The 16,682-nt window shown below is 62.1% G+C and carries 14 protein-coding genes; 5 read left to right on the top strand and 9 right to left on the bottom strand.

Features of this window, described 5'->3' with window-relative positions; all coding sequences use genetic code 11:
• Positions 1-71: 71 nt before the first annotated feature.
• From HNQ40_RS02715 to HNQ40_RS02735, 5 genes are all read right to left on the bottom strand, one after another.
• Entirely contained in the window at positions 72-710 is a 639-nt protein-coding gene (locus tag HNQ40_RS02715; protein WP_184676135.1) for a hypothetical protein, read from the bottom strand.
• Positions 707-2,215: a hypothetical protein gene (locus HNQ40_RS02720; protein WP_184676137.1), complete on the bottom strand. Its 1,509-nt coding sequence runs from the start codon at positions 2,213-2,215 to the stop codon at positions 707-709. The genes HNQ40_RS02715 and HNQ40_RS02720 overlap by 4 nt, the downstream gene beginning before the upstream one ends.
• A 345-nt stretch (positions 2,216-2,560) precedes the next feature.
• Positions 2,561-4,822, bottom strand: coding sequence for a DUF4159 domain-containing protein (locus tag HNQ40_RS02725; protein ID WP_184676139.1), 2,262 nt, complete (start codon positions 4,820-4,822; stop codon positions 2,561-2,563).
• A 79-nt stretch (positions 4,823-4,901) separates the two neighbouring features.
• On the bottom strand, positions 4,902-5,771 hold the full coding sequence (locus tag HNQ40_RS02730; RefSeq protein ID WP_184676141.1) for a serine/threonine protein kinase: 870 nt from the start codon (positions 5,769-5,771) through the stop codon (positions 4,902-4,904).
• A gap of 348 nt (positions 5,772-6,119) precedes the next feature.
• The gene (locus tag HNQ40_RS02735; protein WP_184676143.1) at positions 6,120-6,755 is read right to left on the bottom strand and encodes a peptidoglycan recognition protein family protein; all 636 of its coding nucleotides are present in this window, start codon (positions 6,753-6,755) and stop codon (positions 6,120-6,122) included.
• A gap of 574 nt (positions 6,756-7,329) precedes the next feature.
• Between HNQ40_RS02735 and proS the strand changes: the two genes are divergently transcribed.
• Positions 7,330-8,856 carry a proline--tRNA ligase gene (gene proS, locus HNQ40_RS02740; protein WP_184676145.1) on the top strand — a complete coding sequence of 509 codons (1,527 nt, stop codon included), beginning with the start codon at positions 7,330-7,332 and terminating at the stop codon, positions 8,854-8,856.
• Positions 8,857-8,984: 128 nt separating this feature from the next.
• Positions 8,985-10,772 (top strand): ArnT family glycosyltransferase, encoded by a 1,788-nt coding sequence (locus HNQ40_RS02745; protein ID WP_184676147.1) that lies wholly within the window; start codon positions 8,985-8,987, stop codon positions 10,770-10,772.
• Positions 10,773-10,815: 43 nt separating this feature from the next.
• Here the strand turns inward: HNQ40_RS02745 and HNQ40_RS02750 are convergent, their stop codons facing one another.
• Complete coding sequence (locus HNQ40_RS02750) at positions 10,816-11,706, bottom strand: zinc ribbon domain-containing protein (protein ID WP_184676149.1); 891 nt, start codon at positions 11,704-11,706, stop codon at positions 10,816-10,818.
• A gap of 168 nt (positions 11,707-11,874) precedes the next feature.
• Here HNQ40_RS02750 and HNQ40_RS02755 point away from each other — a divergent pair, with 168 nt between their 5' ends.
• The 3 genes from HNQ40_RS02755 (at position 11,875) to nth (ending at position 14,838) form a co-directional block, all read left to right on the top strand.
• On the top strand, positions 11,875-13,173 hold the full coding sequence (locus HNQ40_RS02755) for a CCA tRNA nucleotidyltransferase (RefSeq protein WP_184676151.1): 1,299 nt from the start codon (positions 11,875-11,877) through the stop codon (positions 13,171-13,173).
• A 78-nt stretch (positions 13,174-13,251) separates the two neighbouring features.
• Positions 13,252-14,028, top strand: coding sequence for a YggS family pyridoxal phosphate-dependent enzyme (locus tag HNQ40_RS02760; protein ID WP_184676153.1), 777 nt, complete (start codon positions 13,252-13,254; stop codon positions 14,026-14,028).
• A 147-nt stretch (positions 14,029-14,175) separates the two neighbouring features.
• Entirely contained in the window at positions 14,176-14,838 is a 663-nt protein-coding gene (gene nth / locus HNQ40_RS02765; protein ID WP_184676155.1) for an endonuclease III, read from the top strand.
• A gap of 65 nt (positions 14,839-14,903) precedes the next feature.
• On the opposite strand, the gene HNQ40_RS02770 is transcribed toward nth, so the two are convergent.
• From HNQ40_RS02770 to argC, 3 genes are read right to left on the bottom strand one after another with little or no spacing between them, the layout of a single operon-like run.
• The gene (locus tag HNQ40_RS02770; protein WP_184676157.1) at positions 14,904-15,221 is read right to left on the bottom strand and encodes a tetratricopeptide repeat protein; all 318 of its coding nucleotides are present in this window, start codon (positions 15,219-15,221) and stop codon (positions 14,904-14,906) included.
• A gap of 27 nt (positions 15,222-15,248) precedes the next feature.
• Positions 15,249-15,416 carry a hypothetical protein gene (locus tag HNQ40_RS02775; RefSeq protein ID WP_184676159.1) on the bottom strand — a complete coding sequence of 56 codons (168 nt, stop codon included), beginning with the start codon at positions 15,414-15,416 and terminating at the stop codon, positions 15,249-15,251.
• Complete coding sequence (gene argC / locus HNQ40_RS02780; RefSeq protein WP_184676161.1) at positions 15,413-16,453, bottom strand: N-acetyl-gamma-glutamyl-phosphate reductase; 1,041 nt, start codon at positions 16,451-16,453, stop codon at positions 15,413-15,415. The genes HNQ40_RS02775 and argC overlap by 4 nt, the downstream gene beginning before the upstream one ends.
• Positions 16,454-16,682: the final 229 nt, after the last annotated feature.

The following is a 16,682-nucleotide window of genomic DNA, read 5'->3' on the forward strand; positions in this document are numbered from 1 at the left end:
CTCGCGTCCACAAAGCTGCCGTGGTGCGGCAGGTCGGCCACATCTTTCCTATAAGAAGATCATTACGGCATTTATGCGCTGGCTTCCGCAACAGCCTTGATCCGCCCGGCAACGAGTGAGCAAACAACCCCAGAAAAGAAAGCAATAAACAATAGCACTTGGACAATCCGCAGAGAACCACCGACATGCTGGACACTACCGCTTGGATGGAGCAATACGGCCGTTGTCCTAGAGGGATCGAGTGCTCGAATCTCCACTACCGTGCCTTCACGAATAGTCGCAACATAGTTTGCGCCAGCATCAATGCCAGCATAGCGAGCTGCTTGTCCATCGATCGAAGCCATGACAAAAGAACCATCAGGATCCTCGACTCCCCCATCTACAAGCTTCGGGTTTTCGGGCAAATCTACTTGGTCAGACACATTAATAAAACCTGGTGTCGCATTAACCAGGCCGAAAGCCAGCACAAGCGCAACGGAAAAAACGGAAATCCAAAAACACGTAGTGATGATAATTCTTCGATAAAAGTAGTCAGTACACACGTCACGATTTTTTTCGTGATCGGCTACTTTTTTTATTTCGCCGTTTCTGGGCATGTAGCCTAAAGTGCGTGCACCAAGCAGCTTGGTTGCCGCTCGAACTTCCTTCTGAGCCCCTAACCTAATTAATAGCGCGACTATTCCTGCAAATGTAAAAGTAACCGCTGTCAACTTTGCTGCCCCGCTTCCAGTGCGGACAAATTCTCTGTGCCCTTAGTAATATGAGCGGCAAGCACGCCTAGCGTAGAAACAGCCACTGCGATAAATGTCGCGATTTCCTGAGACATCTCTTGCGGCAGGTATCCTTGGGCCTTCAGCAAGGTTGATCCCATCAATATCAACCAAGCTAGGCACATGGCAACAGCGTTTAGGGAATCGCCCAAAACACTGAGTGATCTACTCGACGCACCTCGTATGTGCCCAACAATTGCGTAAAGCATCTGTGGTGCAGTAATGGTTAGCTGTCCAAAAATCGCATAAACCAATGGCATAAACCAACTGCCCAGGTCGGCCTGTGCTACGAAAAACACAGCCCCCAATAAGATGACAATGACAATCATAGAAACTAGAAAACGCTTCCTAAGCACCTGTTCATCAGTACTTTGAAAAGTTTTACCAGAAAGCAGCTTATCCGACACCGCAAACTGTAGCGCAATCATTGCAGTGTCAGCTGTGGAAAAGAGTGCAGAAGCAAACCCGATAAAAATAATGGGATACAAGATGCCTTCAGATGTCTCTGGCCCTGTCCGAAGTGTATCGAACAATTGTGTCAAATCGCCAAACTCGTAGCCTTTGGCCAGGAGGCCAGCGAAACACAACACTGGTAGAAACCAAATAATAAGGAATGATGGCGAGGATCGGATTAGTCCAGACATCGCCTCCCTTACCGAACTGGTAGAAGCCAGTCGCTGCCATGAGGAAAGTTGCGTAAAGGGCAGAGTAAAATTAAGCAGGATAATCCACGCATAAAATACGATAAGCGTGCCGGCAGAAGCCGAGAATGAGCCAAATGCAGGCGGTTCGGTATCACTAGTTGTAGGTGGCAATGTAAATACGAAAATTGCTAGAGCAATTACGGATGCCAGCATGAGCCGCAGCTGCCATGCATCAGTTTGGAAGACCACACGCATTCCGCCGACACGAACATAGGCAATTACAACAGAGCCAAGCAATACGAACGCTAGCAGCCCTGCCCAACCCGACACGCCATCGTCACCCGCGAAGTAATAAGTGAGAATCACCGAGCCGATGTAGAGTTCAACAAAAAGGATGATTAAAAACGCCATAACCGTTAGTAAGGCGATAACAAATGACGTAAATCGTGCTCCGGTGTAGTCGTGCCAGAATTGAGCGTTGGTGGATAAGGAGTTCGTACTGATTCTCGTACGTCCTACCAATTTTATAAATAGTATTTGACCCGCATAGTATGTGATCCCACATAACAACAGCGTCCAACCATAATAGGAAACCGTGCCGAGAAAAAATAGAATTACTGTCGCCAATGATGTGCTAGCGGCAACCATTGAAGGACCGTAGTCCTTTTTTGTGGCTGTCCGGTCAGCGAGAAGGTAGCTGGATACTGTTAGGCGGTTTGATGCCGCAGAACGAGCTAAAAGAAAGAACACAATAGCTGAAGCAGCCAGTCCTGTAAGGGCAAGATAATCGCCAAACCCCATATCAATCGTCCAATCGCGAAGTAGCCGGAAAAAGAAAAGAAGTCACAGAAGTATGATAATTAACATGTGTTATAAGTGAAAGGCTTGACCGAGTCCACTCAAGCCAGCCTTCCTATACTACGGCCACCACCCCCCAAACCTGAAACCAAGGCCACTTGCCCGCGCGACGCGCACGCCACATGCCCCACAACCCCAAACCCACTACTGCCCACCAGAGCGCAAAACTCCCCAGCACCGTGGACGCGAGGATGCCGACGATCAATCCCAGCGCCGCGAGCTTCGGCCACCGCGGTTCTGGCCAACCCGGAAAGTCTTGTTGTGTGTGCGGCTCGGCGGGGGCGACGCTCACGGCGTCGGCGATGTCTCCGACCACAAGAGGATGTTGGTCATGAGCGGCCGGGCCGACTCGCTGGCGTAGCCGTTGATGCGGTAGTGCCGGCTGCCCAGCACGCCCAGCGACAGGTCGCGTGGCGAGATGAGGACCGCGGGCCGATCGCCCACGAAGACCGCGGCGAGGCTGGGCCCCTTGCCGGGGCTGCCCTGGAGCTGGGTGTAGCCGCGGTAAGTGACGCGCGAGTTGTCCGCCCCGCCGTCGAGGCCTTCGCCGGTGATGATCGGGTGGCTGTCGTCGAGCCAGCGCCGCTTGCCGTCGAGTACCCTGGCGAACTGATCGGCCGCGTGGTCGGCAAACTCGCCGAGCCCGCCCACGGTTTCGACCAGCAGCGTGCCGCCCGACTCGACGTGGCGTTTCACCGCCGCCAACTGCTCTTCGGTGAACTCCACTTTCTCGGTCCCCGTGAGGTGGACCAACGCCGGAGCGGACTCGCTTTCGTCGTCCGACATCGCGTCCGCCCCCAGCGAGTCGAGGGCCGCCACGGTGATCTCGAGCTCTTTGCCCGAACGGTTGAACAACGTGGTTTGGGCGACTTCGAGGGCCAACGGCTCGGCGTCCCAGTTGCCGTCGTAGCTGGCGCGGACCACGCTGATCGTGCCCGAGGGCGACTGTTTTTCATCACGCACGGGCAGCGGCGGCTCGAGGCGGTTGCGGAGTTGGCCGCGGTCGGTCAGCGCCGCGTACACGTTGGTCATAAGCTGCCATTCCTTGCCGCGCCCCGCTTCCTTGGCCTGGAAGATCTTGCCCCAGTCGCCCCGCGGCAGAACCACCAGATCGCGTGCGCCGTTGCCGAGCGTGCGGAACGACGGCGTGCCGTGCACCTGCGAAATTAGCGACTGGAAGGGATGGTCCTTTCCCGCGGATTCAAACTTGTAGCGGGGATACATCTCCTTCACCAACGCCTCGACCGATCGGCGAAACCTCGTGCCCCGGCCCTCGATGTTGATCATCAGCGTGCCGCCGAGGTCGAGGTAGCGTTTGAGGTTGGCCTGTTGCTCGGGGGTGAGCTCGGCCGAGTCGCCACCCGACCAGTACAGCAGCGGCGCCCGGAGCCACTGCTCGGGGTCATCGTCGATCGAAACCATCTGCCAGTTCAGCTCGGCCTCGCGCTGGTCCGAGAGGAACTGGGTGAGGAAGTACAGGTCGTTCGGCCGGTTGTTCGAGGCGTGCTGCGGCACCTGCAGCTTGCTGGCCCACACCGGCACCCGGCCGCGGGCGAGGAACGACAACGCAAACGCGGTGTCGATCCGGCTGGACACCTCGGCACTCGACGCACGGCGAACGGTGCCCTTGCCGTCCTCTTCTTCAAGGATGAACTTGGCCCCGGCGGCGAACCAGTCTCGGCCGTTGAGGGTGGAGATGCCGTTGGCCAGGGCGAGACGCTCGATTCCATACAGATAGTAGAAGCGGTATCGGGTTTTGAGCCCCGGGTTGACCTCGGGGTCGTAGCGTTGGTCGAGCCAATCGACACCGCGTTGCAAAGCCTCGGCGAGGCGCTGGTCCTGCTCATCGAGGTCGCGGGTGAGTTGTTGTTGGGCGATCTGGAGGATGGCGATCCCGGCGGCGGTCATCGAGCCGGTGGATGCCCCGTTGCCGCGCCCCGAGCGGTCGTTGTAGCCCCAGCCGCCGTCGGTGTTTTGGTCGGCGAAGATGTGCTCACCGATGTCCTGCCACAGATCGTCGTCGACCTTGCCGCCGCGCTTGGCGTGTTCCCATATGCCCAGCATGCCGTACTGGGTGAGGGAGTTGGACCAGATCGGGTTGTCGGATTGGTAGTGGAACCGGCCCTCGTGGACCGCGGATTCGAGGTACTTCGCTTCTTCCTTGAGCAGCGGCAGGTAGTCGTCGGGCATCCGCGCCCAGATGTGGGCCCGCATCGACGCGAGGTAGGTCGACCAGGTGCGGTTGGCTTTGAGATATTCGATGGCCTTGGCGATGCGCGGGTCCTGGTGGCTCTCGCCGCTGAGCATCAGGGCGTAGGTGATCAGCGCGGTCTCGCCGGTGGCGTGGTAGGACTGGTTCTTGAGCTCGCTCCAACGCGGGTCGTCGAAGCTGCCGGTCTCGGGGTCCTGCAGGTCATAGAGCCAGGCCCGCATCCGGTCGAGCGCTTCGGACACCTCGGCGTCGGTCTGCGCGGCGGCGGGCAGCGCGGCGAAGACACACCACATCGCCAGGGGCAACGCGAGCAGCCTGGGCAGACGACGTCTTGGCATGGTGAGGGGTGCTCCGGTCGGCCGTGCCGGGGCTTGGCAGCCACTCCCGGCGGGATGCGTTCAGCGAGACCCCAAGAGTTTACGCGTTCACATCGGCCTTCGGGGCGGTGGCGGCACGCTGACGCTGGATCTGGGCCCCGGCGATCTGGAGGCGGTCGATGATCTGGCCCATGTTCTGGGGGCGTTCGTCGACCTTTCGCTCGATGCTGTCCATGACCAGGCTCGACAGGGCCGGGGCGATCTCGGGATTGATCTCGATCGGGGGCGTGGCCCGCTTGACGTTGTCGCTCTTGCTGGAGGAGATGCTGCCCTTCTGCTTCTTGTGCATCATCGTCGGGATGTGCTGGCCCGTGAGGATCCAGTAGAAGGTGGCCCCGAGGTTGAACACATCGGTGCGTTCGGTGATGGCCTCGCGCTTGACCTGCTCGGGGGCGATGTAGTCGGGGGTGCCCTGGATACGGTGCTTGATCGTCCCGGACTTACAGCTCTGGCCGAAGTCGATAAGCTTCACGCCCTCTTTCTGGGTGATCATGATGTTGTTGGGCTTGATGTCGGCGTGGACAAAACCCGCCTGATGCATCGCCTGGAGGCCCTCGGCCGCCTGGTAGTAGATCTGACAGACCTGAAGCAGGTCGGTGGGCCGATGCTGCTCGAGCGTCTTGCCGTTGACCATCTCCATGAGCACCAGCACCTCGCTGACGCGGATGACGTTGCGCTGCTTGATGACCTTGATGCTTTTGCGGACCCGGGGGTGATCGATCTTGCTGGCCACATCGTGCTCGGCCAGGGCCTGATCGATGAATCGCTGTTGGCTGGGACCTTCCTTAATCACGCGCTTAAGCACCATGATCTGGCCGGTCTTGTCGCGGACCTCGTAAATCGTGCTGTGCGCACCTTCGCCGAGCGTTGAAACGACGTCGTAGCCCGCGATTTGGTGAAAATCGGCCATGCCGGATCTCGATTCCCTTAGCTCAAAACACAAAGCGATAACATCGGGCGACCGACAGACGCTGTAGCGAGTTCCGAGCTGTCTCTAACCAATAAACGAATAACGTATCCTTACACAATAGACGCTGTTCTTCCTACAAACAAGCCTACTGAAACCCGAATCCCTTATCCGAGAAAACCTTAAACCCTGTCCCCACCTATGCTAAAACACCTTTATCGCGGAATTATTGCATCCGCTGGGACAAAACTACCCATATTCAAAATCTGATCAAAACACCCCAGGGGTTGGGGGTTTGGCGGGCCCGGAACTCCGGAAGTTTATCACATCTTTAGCGGCAAGCCAGCGTTTTCAGCGAGAAACCAGGCTGCCGCCCAGCAAGCCCGAGCGGAAGCGGGGACCCGAGAAGTGCTTGGCGGGGGCGTGGGTGTCCACGCCCATGTCGATAAAGACGTATTCGGCGGGGATGTCGTATTGCTGCTGGAGCTGGCGGACCAGCCAGGTCAGTTCACGCATCTGGGCGTCGGTGAACGGCTGCTCGTCGGCGTTGCCCACGACGCAGATGCCGATGGCGTTTTGGTGGTACCACGGGGCGTTGGGGCCGACGAGGTAGTCGCCGGATTCCTGGAATTTCCAGCGGTAGCCCAGCTCGATGCGGCCGTCGTCGTCGCCCGTGCCGTTGTTCACGACCAGGTGGTAACCGCAGCCGTCCTTGCCGGACTTGCGGTGGGCTTTGTCGATGGCGTCGTAGCTGCCCACGAGCGTGCGGCTGTCGTGGATGACGATCGCCCGCCAGGGCCGGGCCTGGGCAGTGGTGTCGAACAGCTTGTCTTCGGGGCGTTCGGTGGCGTTGCGCTCGACCGACATCAGGGTCACCCCCGCGATCGGCGGGACGGCCCCGGGTTCGAGGACCCGCAGGAGCCCAGCGGTCAGCGTCATGCCGAGCACCAGCGAGCCAAGGACCAGGATGGTTCGTCTTTCGGGCAAGGCCTTGACACCTATAACAACTGAGCGGTCAATCCATTGGAGTCGGCGGGGCTCCCAGCCGGTGTTGATGTACATCGGACGCCATGGCCCAACACGTCCAACAAAAACCCAAACGGGCCGATAATACGCCTCGGAACTCCGGTGATCACCGCCGCACAACGTTCAGCCGTGGGGAGTCACCCGATGCCCGCATGCCACGATCACTGCTGATCGAGCGGCGCAAGCCTGGCCCGCAACGCGGGCTGCTCTCGTCCGAAGGAATCGGTGTAAGTTTTGGGTCTCTGTTCCCCCCGCAGGACCTGATACCGCTCGTAGGGTGTCCGCACCTGTTTTGTGTCTTTAAACGGGGTGCCGGCACATGCCGTGACGAACGAGATGGTGACTGCGAGACAGGCCGCCGTGCCTACAACTCTTCCAACATCCATCACCGAATTATAATCCCGAAACCGGTGCATGCGAACGCGGATCGCCCGATTGGGGACAATTCGACCAAGTTTTCCCAGCTTCCAGAACCTCCATCTTTCTCCGCGGCCGTAACCGTGGCGCGGGTCCTTCTGCTATCTTCCCTCGGATCATGGCCAAAGCACCGAAAAACGCGATCTCCCCCACCCGCGCCGAAGACTACCCCCAGTGGTACCAACAGGTCGTCCGCGCCGCCGACCTGGCCGAGACGTCCGACGTCCGCGGCTGCATGGTGATCAAGCCCTGGGGCTACGCCCTCTGGGAGAACATGCAGGCCGTCCTCGACAAGATGTTCAAGGACACCGGCCACAAGAACGCCTACTTCCCGCTGTTCATCCCCAAGAGCTACCTCGAAAAAGAAGCCGAGCACGTCGAGGGCTTCGCCAAAGAGTGTGCCGTGGTCACCCACCACCGCCTCGAAGCCGACGGTGAGGGCGGCCTCAAGCCCGCCGGGGAATTGGAAGAACCTCTGGTCGTCCGCCCCACCTCCGAGATGATCATCGGGGCGAGCTTCGCCAAGTGGGTCGAGAGCTACCGCGACCTGCCGCTGCTGATCAACCAGTGGGCCAACGTCGTCCGTTGGGAGATGCGGACCCGGCTGTTCCTGCGCACCGCCGAGTTCCTCTGGCAGGAGGGCCACACCGCCCACGCCACCGAGCAGGAAGCGCTCGACGAGACCGCGCAGATGCACGAGGTCTACGCCCGCTTCGCCGAGGACTTCATGGCCATGCCGGTCATCAAGGGCGCCAAGCCCGAACACGAACGCTTCCCCGGGGCGGTCGATACGCTGTCCATTGAAGCCATGATGCAGGACAAAAAAGCCCTGCAGGCCGGCACGTCCCACTTCCTCGGGCAGAACTTCTCCAAAGCCATGGGCATCGAGTACCAGGGCGAAGACAAGCAGAAGCACCACGCCTGGACCACCAGTTGGGGCGTCTCCACCCGGCTCATCGGCGGGCTCATCATGACCCACTCCGATGACGACGGCCTGATCCTCCCGCCCAAGCTCGCGCCCGCCCACGTGGTCATCATGCCCATCACCTTCAAGGCCGACGATCCTGACGCGGTGCTCGCCTACTGCGAGAAACTCGCTGAAGACCTGAAGCAAGTCACTTACGACGGCCAGCCCATCCGCGTCGAGCTCGACAACCGCGACATCCGCGGCGGCGAGAAGACCTGGGGCTGGGTCAAGAAGGGCGTGCCCATCCGCCTCGAAATCGGCCAGCGCGACATGGCCGACGACAGCGTGTTCATGGCCCGCCGTGACCAATCGCCCAAGGACAAGGCGGGCGTCGGCCGCCAAGAGTTCCTCGACACCGTCAGCGACACGCTCGCGGACATCCAGAACACCCTCTTCGAGCGGGCCAAGACGTTCCGCGCCGAGAACTCCCGCGTCATCAACGCCCGGGACAAGTTCGAGAACTATTTCAAAGGCGACAAAGGCGGCTTCGCCCTGGCCCACTGGAACGGCGACGTCGAAGTCGCCAAGAAGATCCAGGACGACCTGGCGGTCACCATCCGCTGCATCCCCGACGACGGCGCGATCGATGACCTGCTCGGCGGCCCCAACGAGCCGGGCAAGTGCATCTTCACCGGCGAACCCAGCGAAAAACGCGTCGTCTGGTCGAAGGCGTACTGAGCCGATTCGCACGGGTCTGTGTCCGTCGGGCCGATGAAGTGGAAGGATGAGCGGTGACGCCTCGCGTGGCCGCCCATCGCGCCGGGGCCGCCCAAGTCCCGACTACTTCTTCAAACCCCACGCCCGCCATGCCCAAACGCCCCCGCCCGGAACTCGCCCCCCTCCCGCTCCTCGGCGAACAACGCGGCGTGTGGTTCAACGCCTGGCCGTTGCTGATCATCCTTGTTGCTTCGCTCCCGGCGCTTCTGATGAGCATCGGGCAGCGCGACGTGACGCGCGTGATGGAAAACGTCTCCATCGGCTCATCCCAGGAAACCTGGCACAAGGTTGTCGGCGTCCGCGGCGAGCCGGGCGACGCCTCGGCGTTGATCCTGCCCGAATGGAACGGCAAGCCTCGCATCGCCAAACCGCCGATGCTGGTGTGGGTCAACATGGGTGCGGCTGAACTCACCGGGCACGACCCCGAGACCACCTCGGCCGACCGCTTCATCCTGATCTGTCGACTCGTCGCCGTCGCCTTCGGCCTGCTCGCCATCGCGTCCACCTACGGCATCGGCCTGCTCGTGGGCGACCGCAAGCTCGCCGTCTTCGCCGCCGCGATCTTCGCCACGATGTGGTGCATCGTCCGCGCCTCACGCACCGCGTCCTACGACGGCCACCTGCTGGGCTACGCCACGTTCGCGCTGTGCGCTTCGCTCTGGGCGCTCGCGCCGTTCCGCGACGACCCCGCCAAGCTCGGCCGACAACTGCTGGGCTTCGCCGCCGCCGCCCTCGCCACCGCCGCCGCGATGCTCACCAAGGGCCCGCTGGCGCTGGTCATCGTGCTGCTGCCGCTGCTCGCCATGGCCGCCGTCATGGGCAAGCGCTGGAAAACCGCCGCCCTCGGCATGGTCGCCATCGCCGCGGTCAGCGTCGCCGCGTTTGCCTGGTGGTACTTCGCCGTCGAACAGCTCGTGCCCGAGCTCCGGGCGTCGCTCGCCCGGGAGTACGCGGCGCAGCGCGACGAAGCGCAGCCCGTGTGGTACTACGTGCTGGTCTTGGTCATGGTGGTGCCGTGGTCGCCGTGGCTGGTCGCGGGGCTGCTGCACCCGTTTGTAAACACCGGGGGCAGAGACCGTCGGGTACGCCTGGTGCCCTACGCCTGGTTTGCCGCGCTGCTGCTGTTCTTCTCGATCCCGATGGCCAAGCAGCAGCGTTACATCCTGCCGCTGATCCCGGCCGCGGCGCTGTTGTGTGCCACCGTCATCCGCGATCAATTGCACATGGCCAAGGCGGGCAAGCCCGACCCCGGTGCCTGGATCCTGCAACGCCCCATCGGCGGCGTGGCGGTCGTCGGCGCGGTCGCGTTCCCCGCGTTGCTGGCGCTGCAGCCCTGGCTCATGGACAAGGGCTGGATCGACGACCTGAACCTCGCCACGCTATCGGCGCCGATCGCGATTGTGCTCGGGCTGTTGCTGCTCGCCCTCGCGATTCCCGCTGAGCACTACCTGCGGACCCACCGCCTGCTGCGTGGCGTGCTGTTCCTCGCCGCGTGGATGTCGATCATCACGGCCGTCGCTGGCCACGCCTACGCCGTACGCTCCGGGGCGGACGACCCGACGCGAGACAACGCCAAGCAGCTGCTGAACCTCGCCGCGGGTCGACCGCTGGTGTATGTGCGACCCGAGGTGGCCACGCAGCCGGTCATCGACGACGAAGAGCCGCTGCTCATCCACCTCCAACGCGCGATCCCCACCTACGACGCCGAGGCTTTCGCCCAGGCATTCCCCGTCGACGCCCCGTGGGCCAAGCGCCCCATCGTCATCACCGAACCCACCGACGGCCCCACCCACCTCGCCCTCGACGCCCTGGGCTACGCCCCCGCGTTCACCTTTCTGGGCGACAAAGAAACCCCCCGTGCGGTCTACGCCCCGTAAAACATAACCCAAGCGACAACACACTCGCGTCGGCGTGCGGGCTTCAGCCCGCATGCGACTTCAACAACAACCGCCTGAAGTCCCGCGTCAGCCGTACCGTCGCCCACCAAATCCACAAGACCACCACCAGCACGATGCCGACCAGGATCAGCGCGGTCCATTCGTACAGCTTCCCGGGCAGCTGCCAATCCATCCACTCGACCACGTTCGTCGCCACCGCCAACCCCACTATCGCGCCCACGCCAACGAGGTAACGCTTCCACGTCGCCCGGCAGCGCTGCGCCACCGCGGGCCCGTCCGCCCGCGCCGCCAACGCAAACAGGTGACGCCACGCCTCGAGCATCGCCACCGCCATCGCCGCCGCCGCGGTGCTGGCCAGCAGGTCGAACGTGCCCCAATCGCCCGACATCATCGGGGCCACCGCCCGCTGGATTTTCAGGATCGGGTTCACCCCCGACGGGCCGCCGCCGAGTTCGATCCCTTTTTCGCTCCAGGCCGTGACGTAACGCGCAATCAACATGCCCAGCGTCGCCAACGCCGCAGCCGCCGCGAGCACCGACGCCCAACGGGCCGACAACCGCGTCCCCCGGTGGTACCACGTCTCCCGGCGGTTGGGTTCCTTGGTCGTCAGCAGCCACAGCGCCGCGGCCGCCCAGACGATGCCGGGCACCACAAAAAGAACCGTCGCGAGCGCCGCGCCGTGCAGCCAACCCGTCCCGCGCTCGATCCGCTTGAGCCAACCCGGGTCGGCCCGCTCCAGCCGGTCCGCGTCGTCCCGCTCAACCACATCCACCGGCGCCCCGCACTCGGGACACGCGTTGGCCACCTTCTGCATCCGCAGGTTGTAGCCGCACGTCGGGCAGTGCACATCGATGTCGATGTAGCCCTCGGCGTTGAGTCGGACCGGGATGGTGGCGGGGAAGGCGGAGGACATGGGGGTTGGGATTTCGGATTTGAGATTTCGGAAATGATTCGGCGCTGATTAGCCTTATTCCTAACTACAAGATCATACGCAGCCCATTCGCTTGCGTTACGTTAATGACAAAGACACCGCGTCCGCTGTCCCCCAATCCGAAATCCGAAATCACAAATCCGAAATCCAATGTCCCGCGACGCCGCCACCACCATCATCCAGACCCTCCGCGAGCACGGCCACGTCGCCTACCTCGCCGGGGGGTGTGTGCGCGATCGGCTGCTGGGCGTCGCCCCCAAAGACCACGACGTCGCCACCGACGCCCCGCCGGATGTCGTGCAGAAACTTTTCCGTCGTTCGCAACCCGTCGGCGAAGCGTTCGGCGTCATCCTCGTTTACGCGCCCGGCATCAACCCCAACGCCGACGCTGAGCCGCAACGCGGCGAAGCGTCTGGTACCGATCGCCCCCAACGCCGCTTCGTCCCCATCGAAGTCGCCACCTTCCGCACCGAAGGCGTCTACTCCGACGGCCGCCGCCCCGACGAAGTCAATTTCACCACCGCCGAGCACGACGCCCAGCGCCGTGACTTCACCATCAACGGCCTGTTCGAAGACCCGCTCCACCCCGACACCCCCAACCCCGACGCGGACGGCCACGGCGTGATCGACTACGTCGGCGGACGGGCCGACCTCGAATCCAAAACCCTCCGCGCCATCGGCGACCCCGACCGACGGTTCGGCGAAGACTACCTGCGCATGCTCCGGGCCGTGCGCTTCACCACCCGGCTGGGCTTCACGCTCGACCCGTCCACCGCGCAAGCGATCCGTAACCTCTCGAAGTTCCTCAGCCAGATCAGCCGGGAACGCATCGGCGGCGAGCTGCAGCTCATGCTCACCACGCCGCACTTCGCCGCCTCGGCCGACCTCTTGCAACAGCTCCGCCTCGACGGGCCGACGCTCAACGAAGACCACCTCGACGCCGAGATGTCGGTCCTCACCCGCCTCTCGCCCGACGCGGGCTACGCCGCCAAGCTAACCGCCTGGATGATCGACCGGCACGGCCTTGCCGCCGCGACACCCGCACGCGTCCGCCGCTGGCGCAAGGCGCTGTGCCTCAGCAACGACGACACCGACACGCTCAATCGGATCCTGCGTCAGCTCCACGCCGCCGAGGACTGGGCGACGATGTCGGTGGCGAAGCGCAAGCGTCTGCTATCGATGACCGACTGGGACCAGACGCTGCTGGTCTGGCGGGCGATGAAGCGGGCCGACGCCATCGATGCCGACACCCCCGCGCTCATCGAGGACGGCATCGGCCTGGCCCCCGCGCCGCTCGTTGACGGCGCGGACCTCATCGCGATGCAGCTCAAGCCCGGGCCGTTGTTCAAGACGCTGCTGGATCAGGTGTACGACGCCCAGCTCGAGGGCCGGGTGACCGATCGGCAGGCCGCGTTGGCGTGGGTGCGCCAGAGCGCTTCGGAGGGTTAAATCGCGCCTGTTGCAGCGTTAACCCACAACCCTGCGCATCTCGTTGCGTCGCTTCTCCAATCCGCCTAACCTAACAGCATGACTCCGCAGCACGCTGGCCCGAGCCAACTCAAGGACGCCTTTCTCGCGGTAAACGACCGCATCGCCGACGCCGCCGCCCGCTCGGGGCGTAAACGTGAAGACGTGGCCATGGTCGCCGTCACCAAGTACGCCAGCCCCGACCAGATCCGCAGCATCGTCGAGCTGGGCCAGGCCGACCTCGGCGAGAGCCGCGTCCAACAACTCACCCAGCGCGTCCCCCAACTCACCGAGTTCCTCAGCCGCAAGAAAACCCTCGCGGGTGCCAGCGCCCGCGCCGAAGACGCCACGCCCGACAAGGTCCGCTGGCACATGATCGGCCAGCTCCAACGCAACAAGGTCAAACAGGTCGCCCCCCACGTCGACCTCATCCACTCGGTCGACTCGCTCCGCCTCGCTGAGGAGCTGCACAACTACGCGTCGCGCCTCGACATCGTCATCGACATCCTCATCCAGGTGAACACCTCCGGCGAAGCGTCCAAGTCCGGCATCGCCCCGCCCGCCGTGACACACCTCGTCGAATCCATCGACACCATGATGCACCTCCGCCCCCGCGGCTTGATGACCATGGCCCCGCTGTCGGAGGACCCCGAAGACGCCCGCCCCACCTTCGCCCGCACCGCCGAGCTGTTCAACGACGTCAAGACCGAAGCGATCGGCGGCGACCACTTCAACGTCCTGTCCATGGGCATGACCAACGACTTCGAGGTCGCCATCGAAGAAGGCGCCAACGTCGTCCGCATCGGCCGTGCCCTGTTCGGCGAGACCGAAGCCTAAAGTCTGTTTGCCTTGCCCCCTCTCCCCCCGGGAGAGGGCCGGGGTGAGGGCAGCCGGATGCTTCTATCCCTCAACGCAAACACCTAGACTCCAAACCGCCCTCACCCTAACCCTCTCCCGGAGGGAGAGGGGACCGAGCCAACCCCCATGCCCGCCGCCCCGAAAAAGACCGCCAACGAGAAGGCCCGCGCCCGCCGCCTGTACGCCAAGCTGGATGCGCTCTACCCGGATGCCAAGTGTGCGCTGCACTTCGATTCGCCCTTCCAACTCCTCGTCGCCACCATCCTCTCGGCCCAGTGCACCGACGAAGCGGTCAACAAAGCCACCCCCGCCCTCTTCGCCAAGTACCCCACGCCCGCCAAGATGGCCGATGCGAAAGTCGAAGACCTCGAAAAACTCGTCAAGACCTGCGGCTTCTACCGCAACAAGGCCAAGAACATCAAAGCCGCCGCCGCCGGCATCATGGAAGACTTCGACGGCGAGGTCCCCCAAACCATCGAAGACCTCATCACCCTCCCGGGGGCCGCCCGGAAGACCGCCAACGTCGTCCTGGGCAACGCCTTCGGCATCAACGAGGGCATGGTCGTCGACACCCACATCGGCCGACTCTCCGTCCGCCTGGGCTTCACGCAACACGACAGCAAAAACGCCGTGAAGATCGAACAAGACCTCATGGCCCTCTTCCCCCGCAAGACCTGGACCCAACTCGCCCACCTCTTCATCGCCCACGGCCGGGCGGTGTGCAAAGCTCAACGACCCGCGTGTGATACTTGTCCGATCAAGCGGAGTTGCCCACAGAAATCTCTTTAATTCAAAAACACCTTAAACCTCAGATACGTGCCGTGGATACGGCCTCCTGCCGTGTAAGACATCTTCTATGACCTTACTAATCGAAGCGTAATCTGGTCTTCGGGGTCCATCTGTAATGATTCTGTAACTACAGTCATGGCCTCTTGGGACTGACCGCAAAACAAATACGCCAAGGCTAAATTCGCCTTCAGGCCTGCATCTTCCGGACTGGCAATAACAGCACGTTTAGTAACCGCAACAGCTAAATCTGGCTTACGAATATCCATTGCGGCAATACCTGCCTCACGCGCTACATCCGGGTGTGTAGGATTCAGTTGGTGAGATTTGATGTATGCATCGAAACGCCGATCATCATTACCCAAACGTTGCCAAGCTTTTCCCATTAACCAAAATGCAGCCCAGTTTTCAGGCTAAAGCTCTACCACTTTCTCGAATAGAGATATTGCTTTATTGACCTTACGCTTACTAAACCAATTCAGTTTCTTTAACTGAGAATCGGCAAGTGGAATCTCATCTTCAAGTAATGCCACAGCCTTTTTGTAGTACTGAACAAACTCTGGCTCGCCTTCATCGCTCATGACAACCCCAAAATCTCATCCAATTCAAACACCGCGTTCATGTTCTGAACCGCCTGGCCGGACGCTCCCTTGACCATGTTGTCTTCGGCGACGAACACCACCACCTGCCCCGAGTCGGTGAGCCGTACGGAGACATCCACATAGTTTGTATCCACCACGTGCTTCACGTTGGGTAGGACATCGTCTTCAGTCCGCACGCGGATGAACGGCTCGTGGGCGTAGGCGTCCTGGAAGGCCTCGAACAGGTCCGCCTGGGTGACGTCGCTGTCGGCGGGTTGGAGGACGATGGTTTCGAGGATGCCTGCGTCGATCGGCAGGAGGTGCGGAATAAACAGCGGGGTGACGGGTTTGCCGGCGACGCGGGTGAGGGTCTGGGCGATCTCGGGTTGGTGGCGGTGGCCGCCGATCTGGCCGTAGGGGCCGAAGGCCTCATTGACGCTGAGGAAGCTGGTCGCGGGCTTGGCGGCCCGACCGGCGCCGGTGGTGCCGCTGGCGGCGTAGACGGTGATGCCCTCGGGCTTGACGAGGCTGTGCGACAGCAGCGGCGCGACGCCGAGCGCCGCGGCCGTGGGGTAGCAGCCGGGGTTGGCCACGAGCATCGCGCCCGGGAGGTCCTTGCGGAAGAGTTCCGGTAAGCCGTACACGGCGTTGGGCAGGTTGGCGGGGTCGGTGTGCGGGGTGTCGTAGACCGATTCGTAGAGGGCCTGGTCGCTCAGCCGGTAGTCGGCCGAGAGGTCGATCACACGCAGCCCCGCGTCGAGCAGCTGCGGCGCGTACGCCATCGCGGCCTTGTGCGGTAGACCGAGAAAGACCACGTCGGCTTCCTTGGCAATCGCCTCGGGATCGATCGGCCGACACTGCGCCACGTCTTCATCCAGCAATCCGAGCAACGAAGGAAACTCGTCGCGCAGGTCCGGCAGCTCGTCGCGGTGGGACGCCAGATACATCAGCTCCGCCTGCGGGTGGCGGTGCAGAAGTTTGACGAGGTACATCCCGGTGAGGCCGGTGGGTCCAACGATCGCGGCACGGATCTTCATAGCTGCAACTTTCAAGGCGGGGCTTCGCAGGCGTGCAAAGCCAAATTAACGCGTGATTTTAGCGAACCTGTCAGTTCGGCATCCTGCCAAAATCTACACCAAAACGTAAACCCAGCTTAGCCAATCATTTGCCCATTGGCACGTTTTCGGCACGTCGGTTGCGATATGAAGGGCGACGGCGTGACGTTCGGAACCACACGCCGAAGCCCGACGTTCCGCGAAGGATTTT

This window comes from Algisphaera agarilytica (assembly GCF_014207595.1).
GTDB classification, from domain to species: Bacteria; Planctomycetota; Phycisphaerae; order Phycisphaerales; family Phycisphaeraceae; genus Algisphaera; species Algisphaera agarilytica.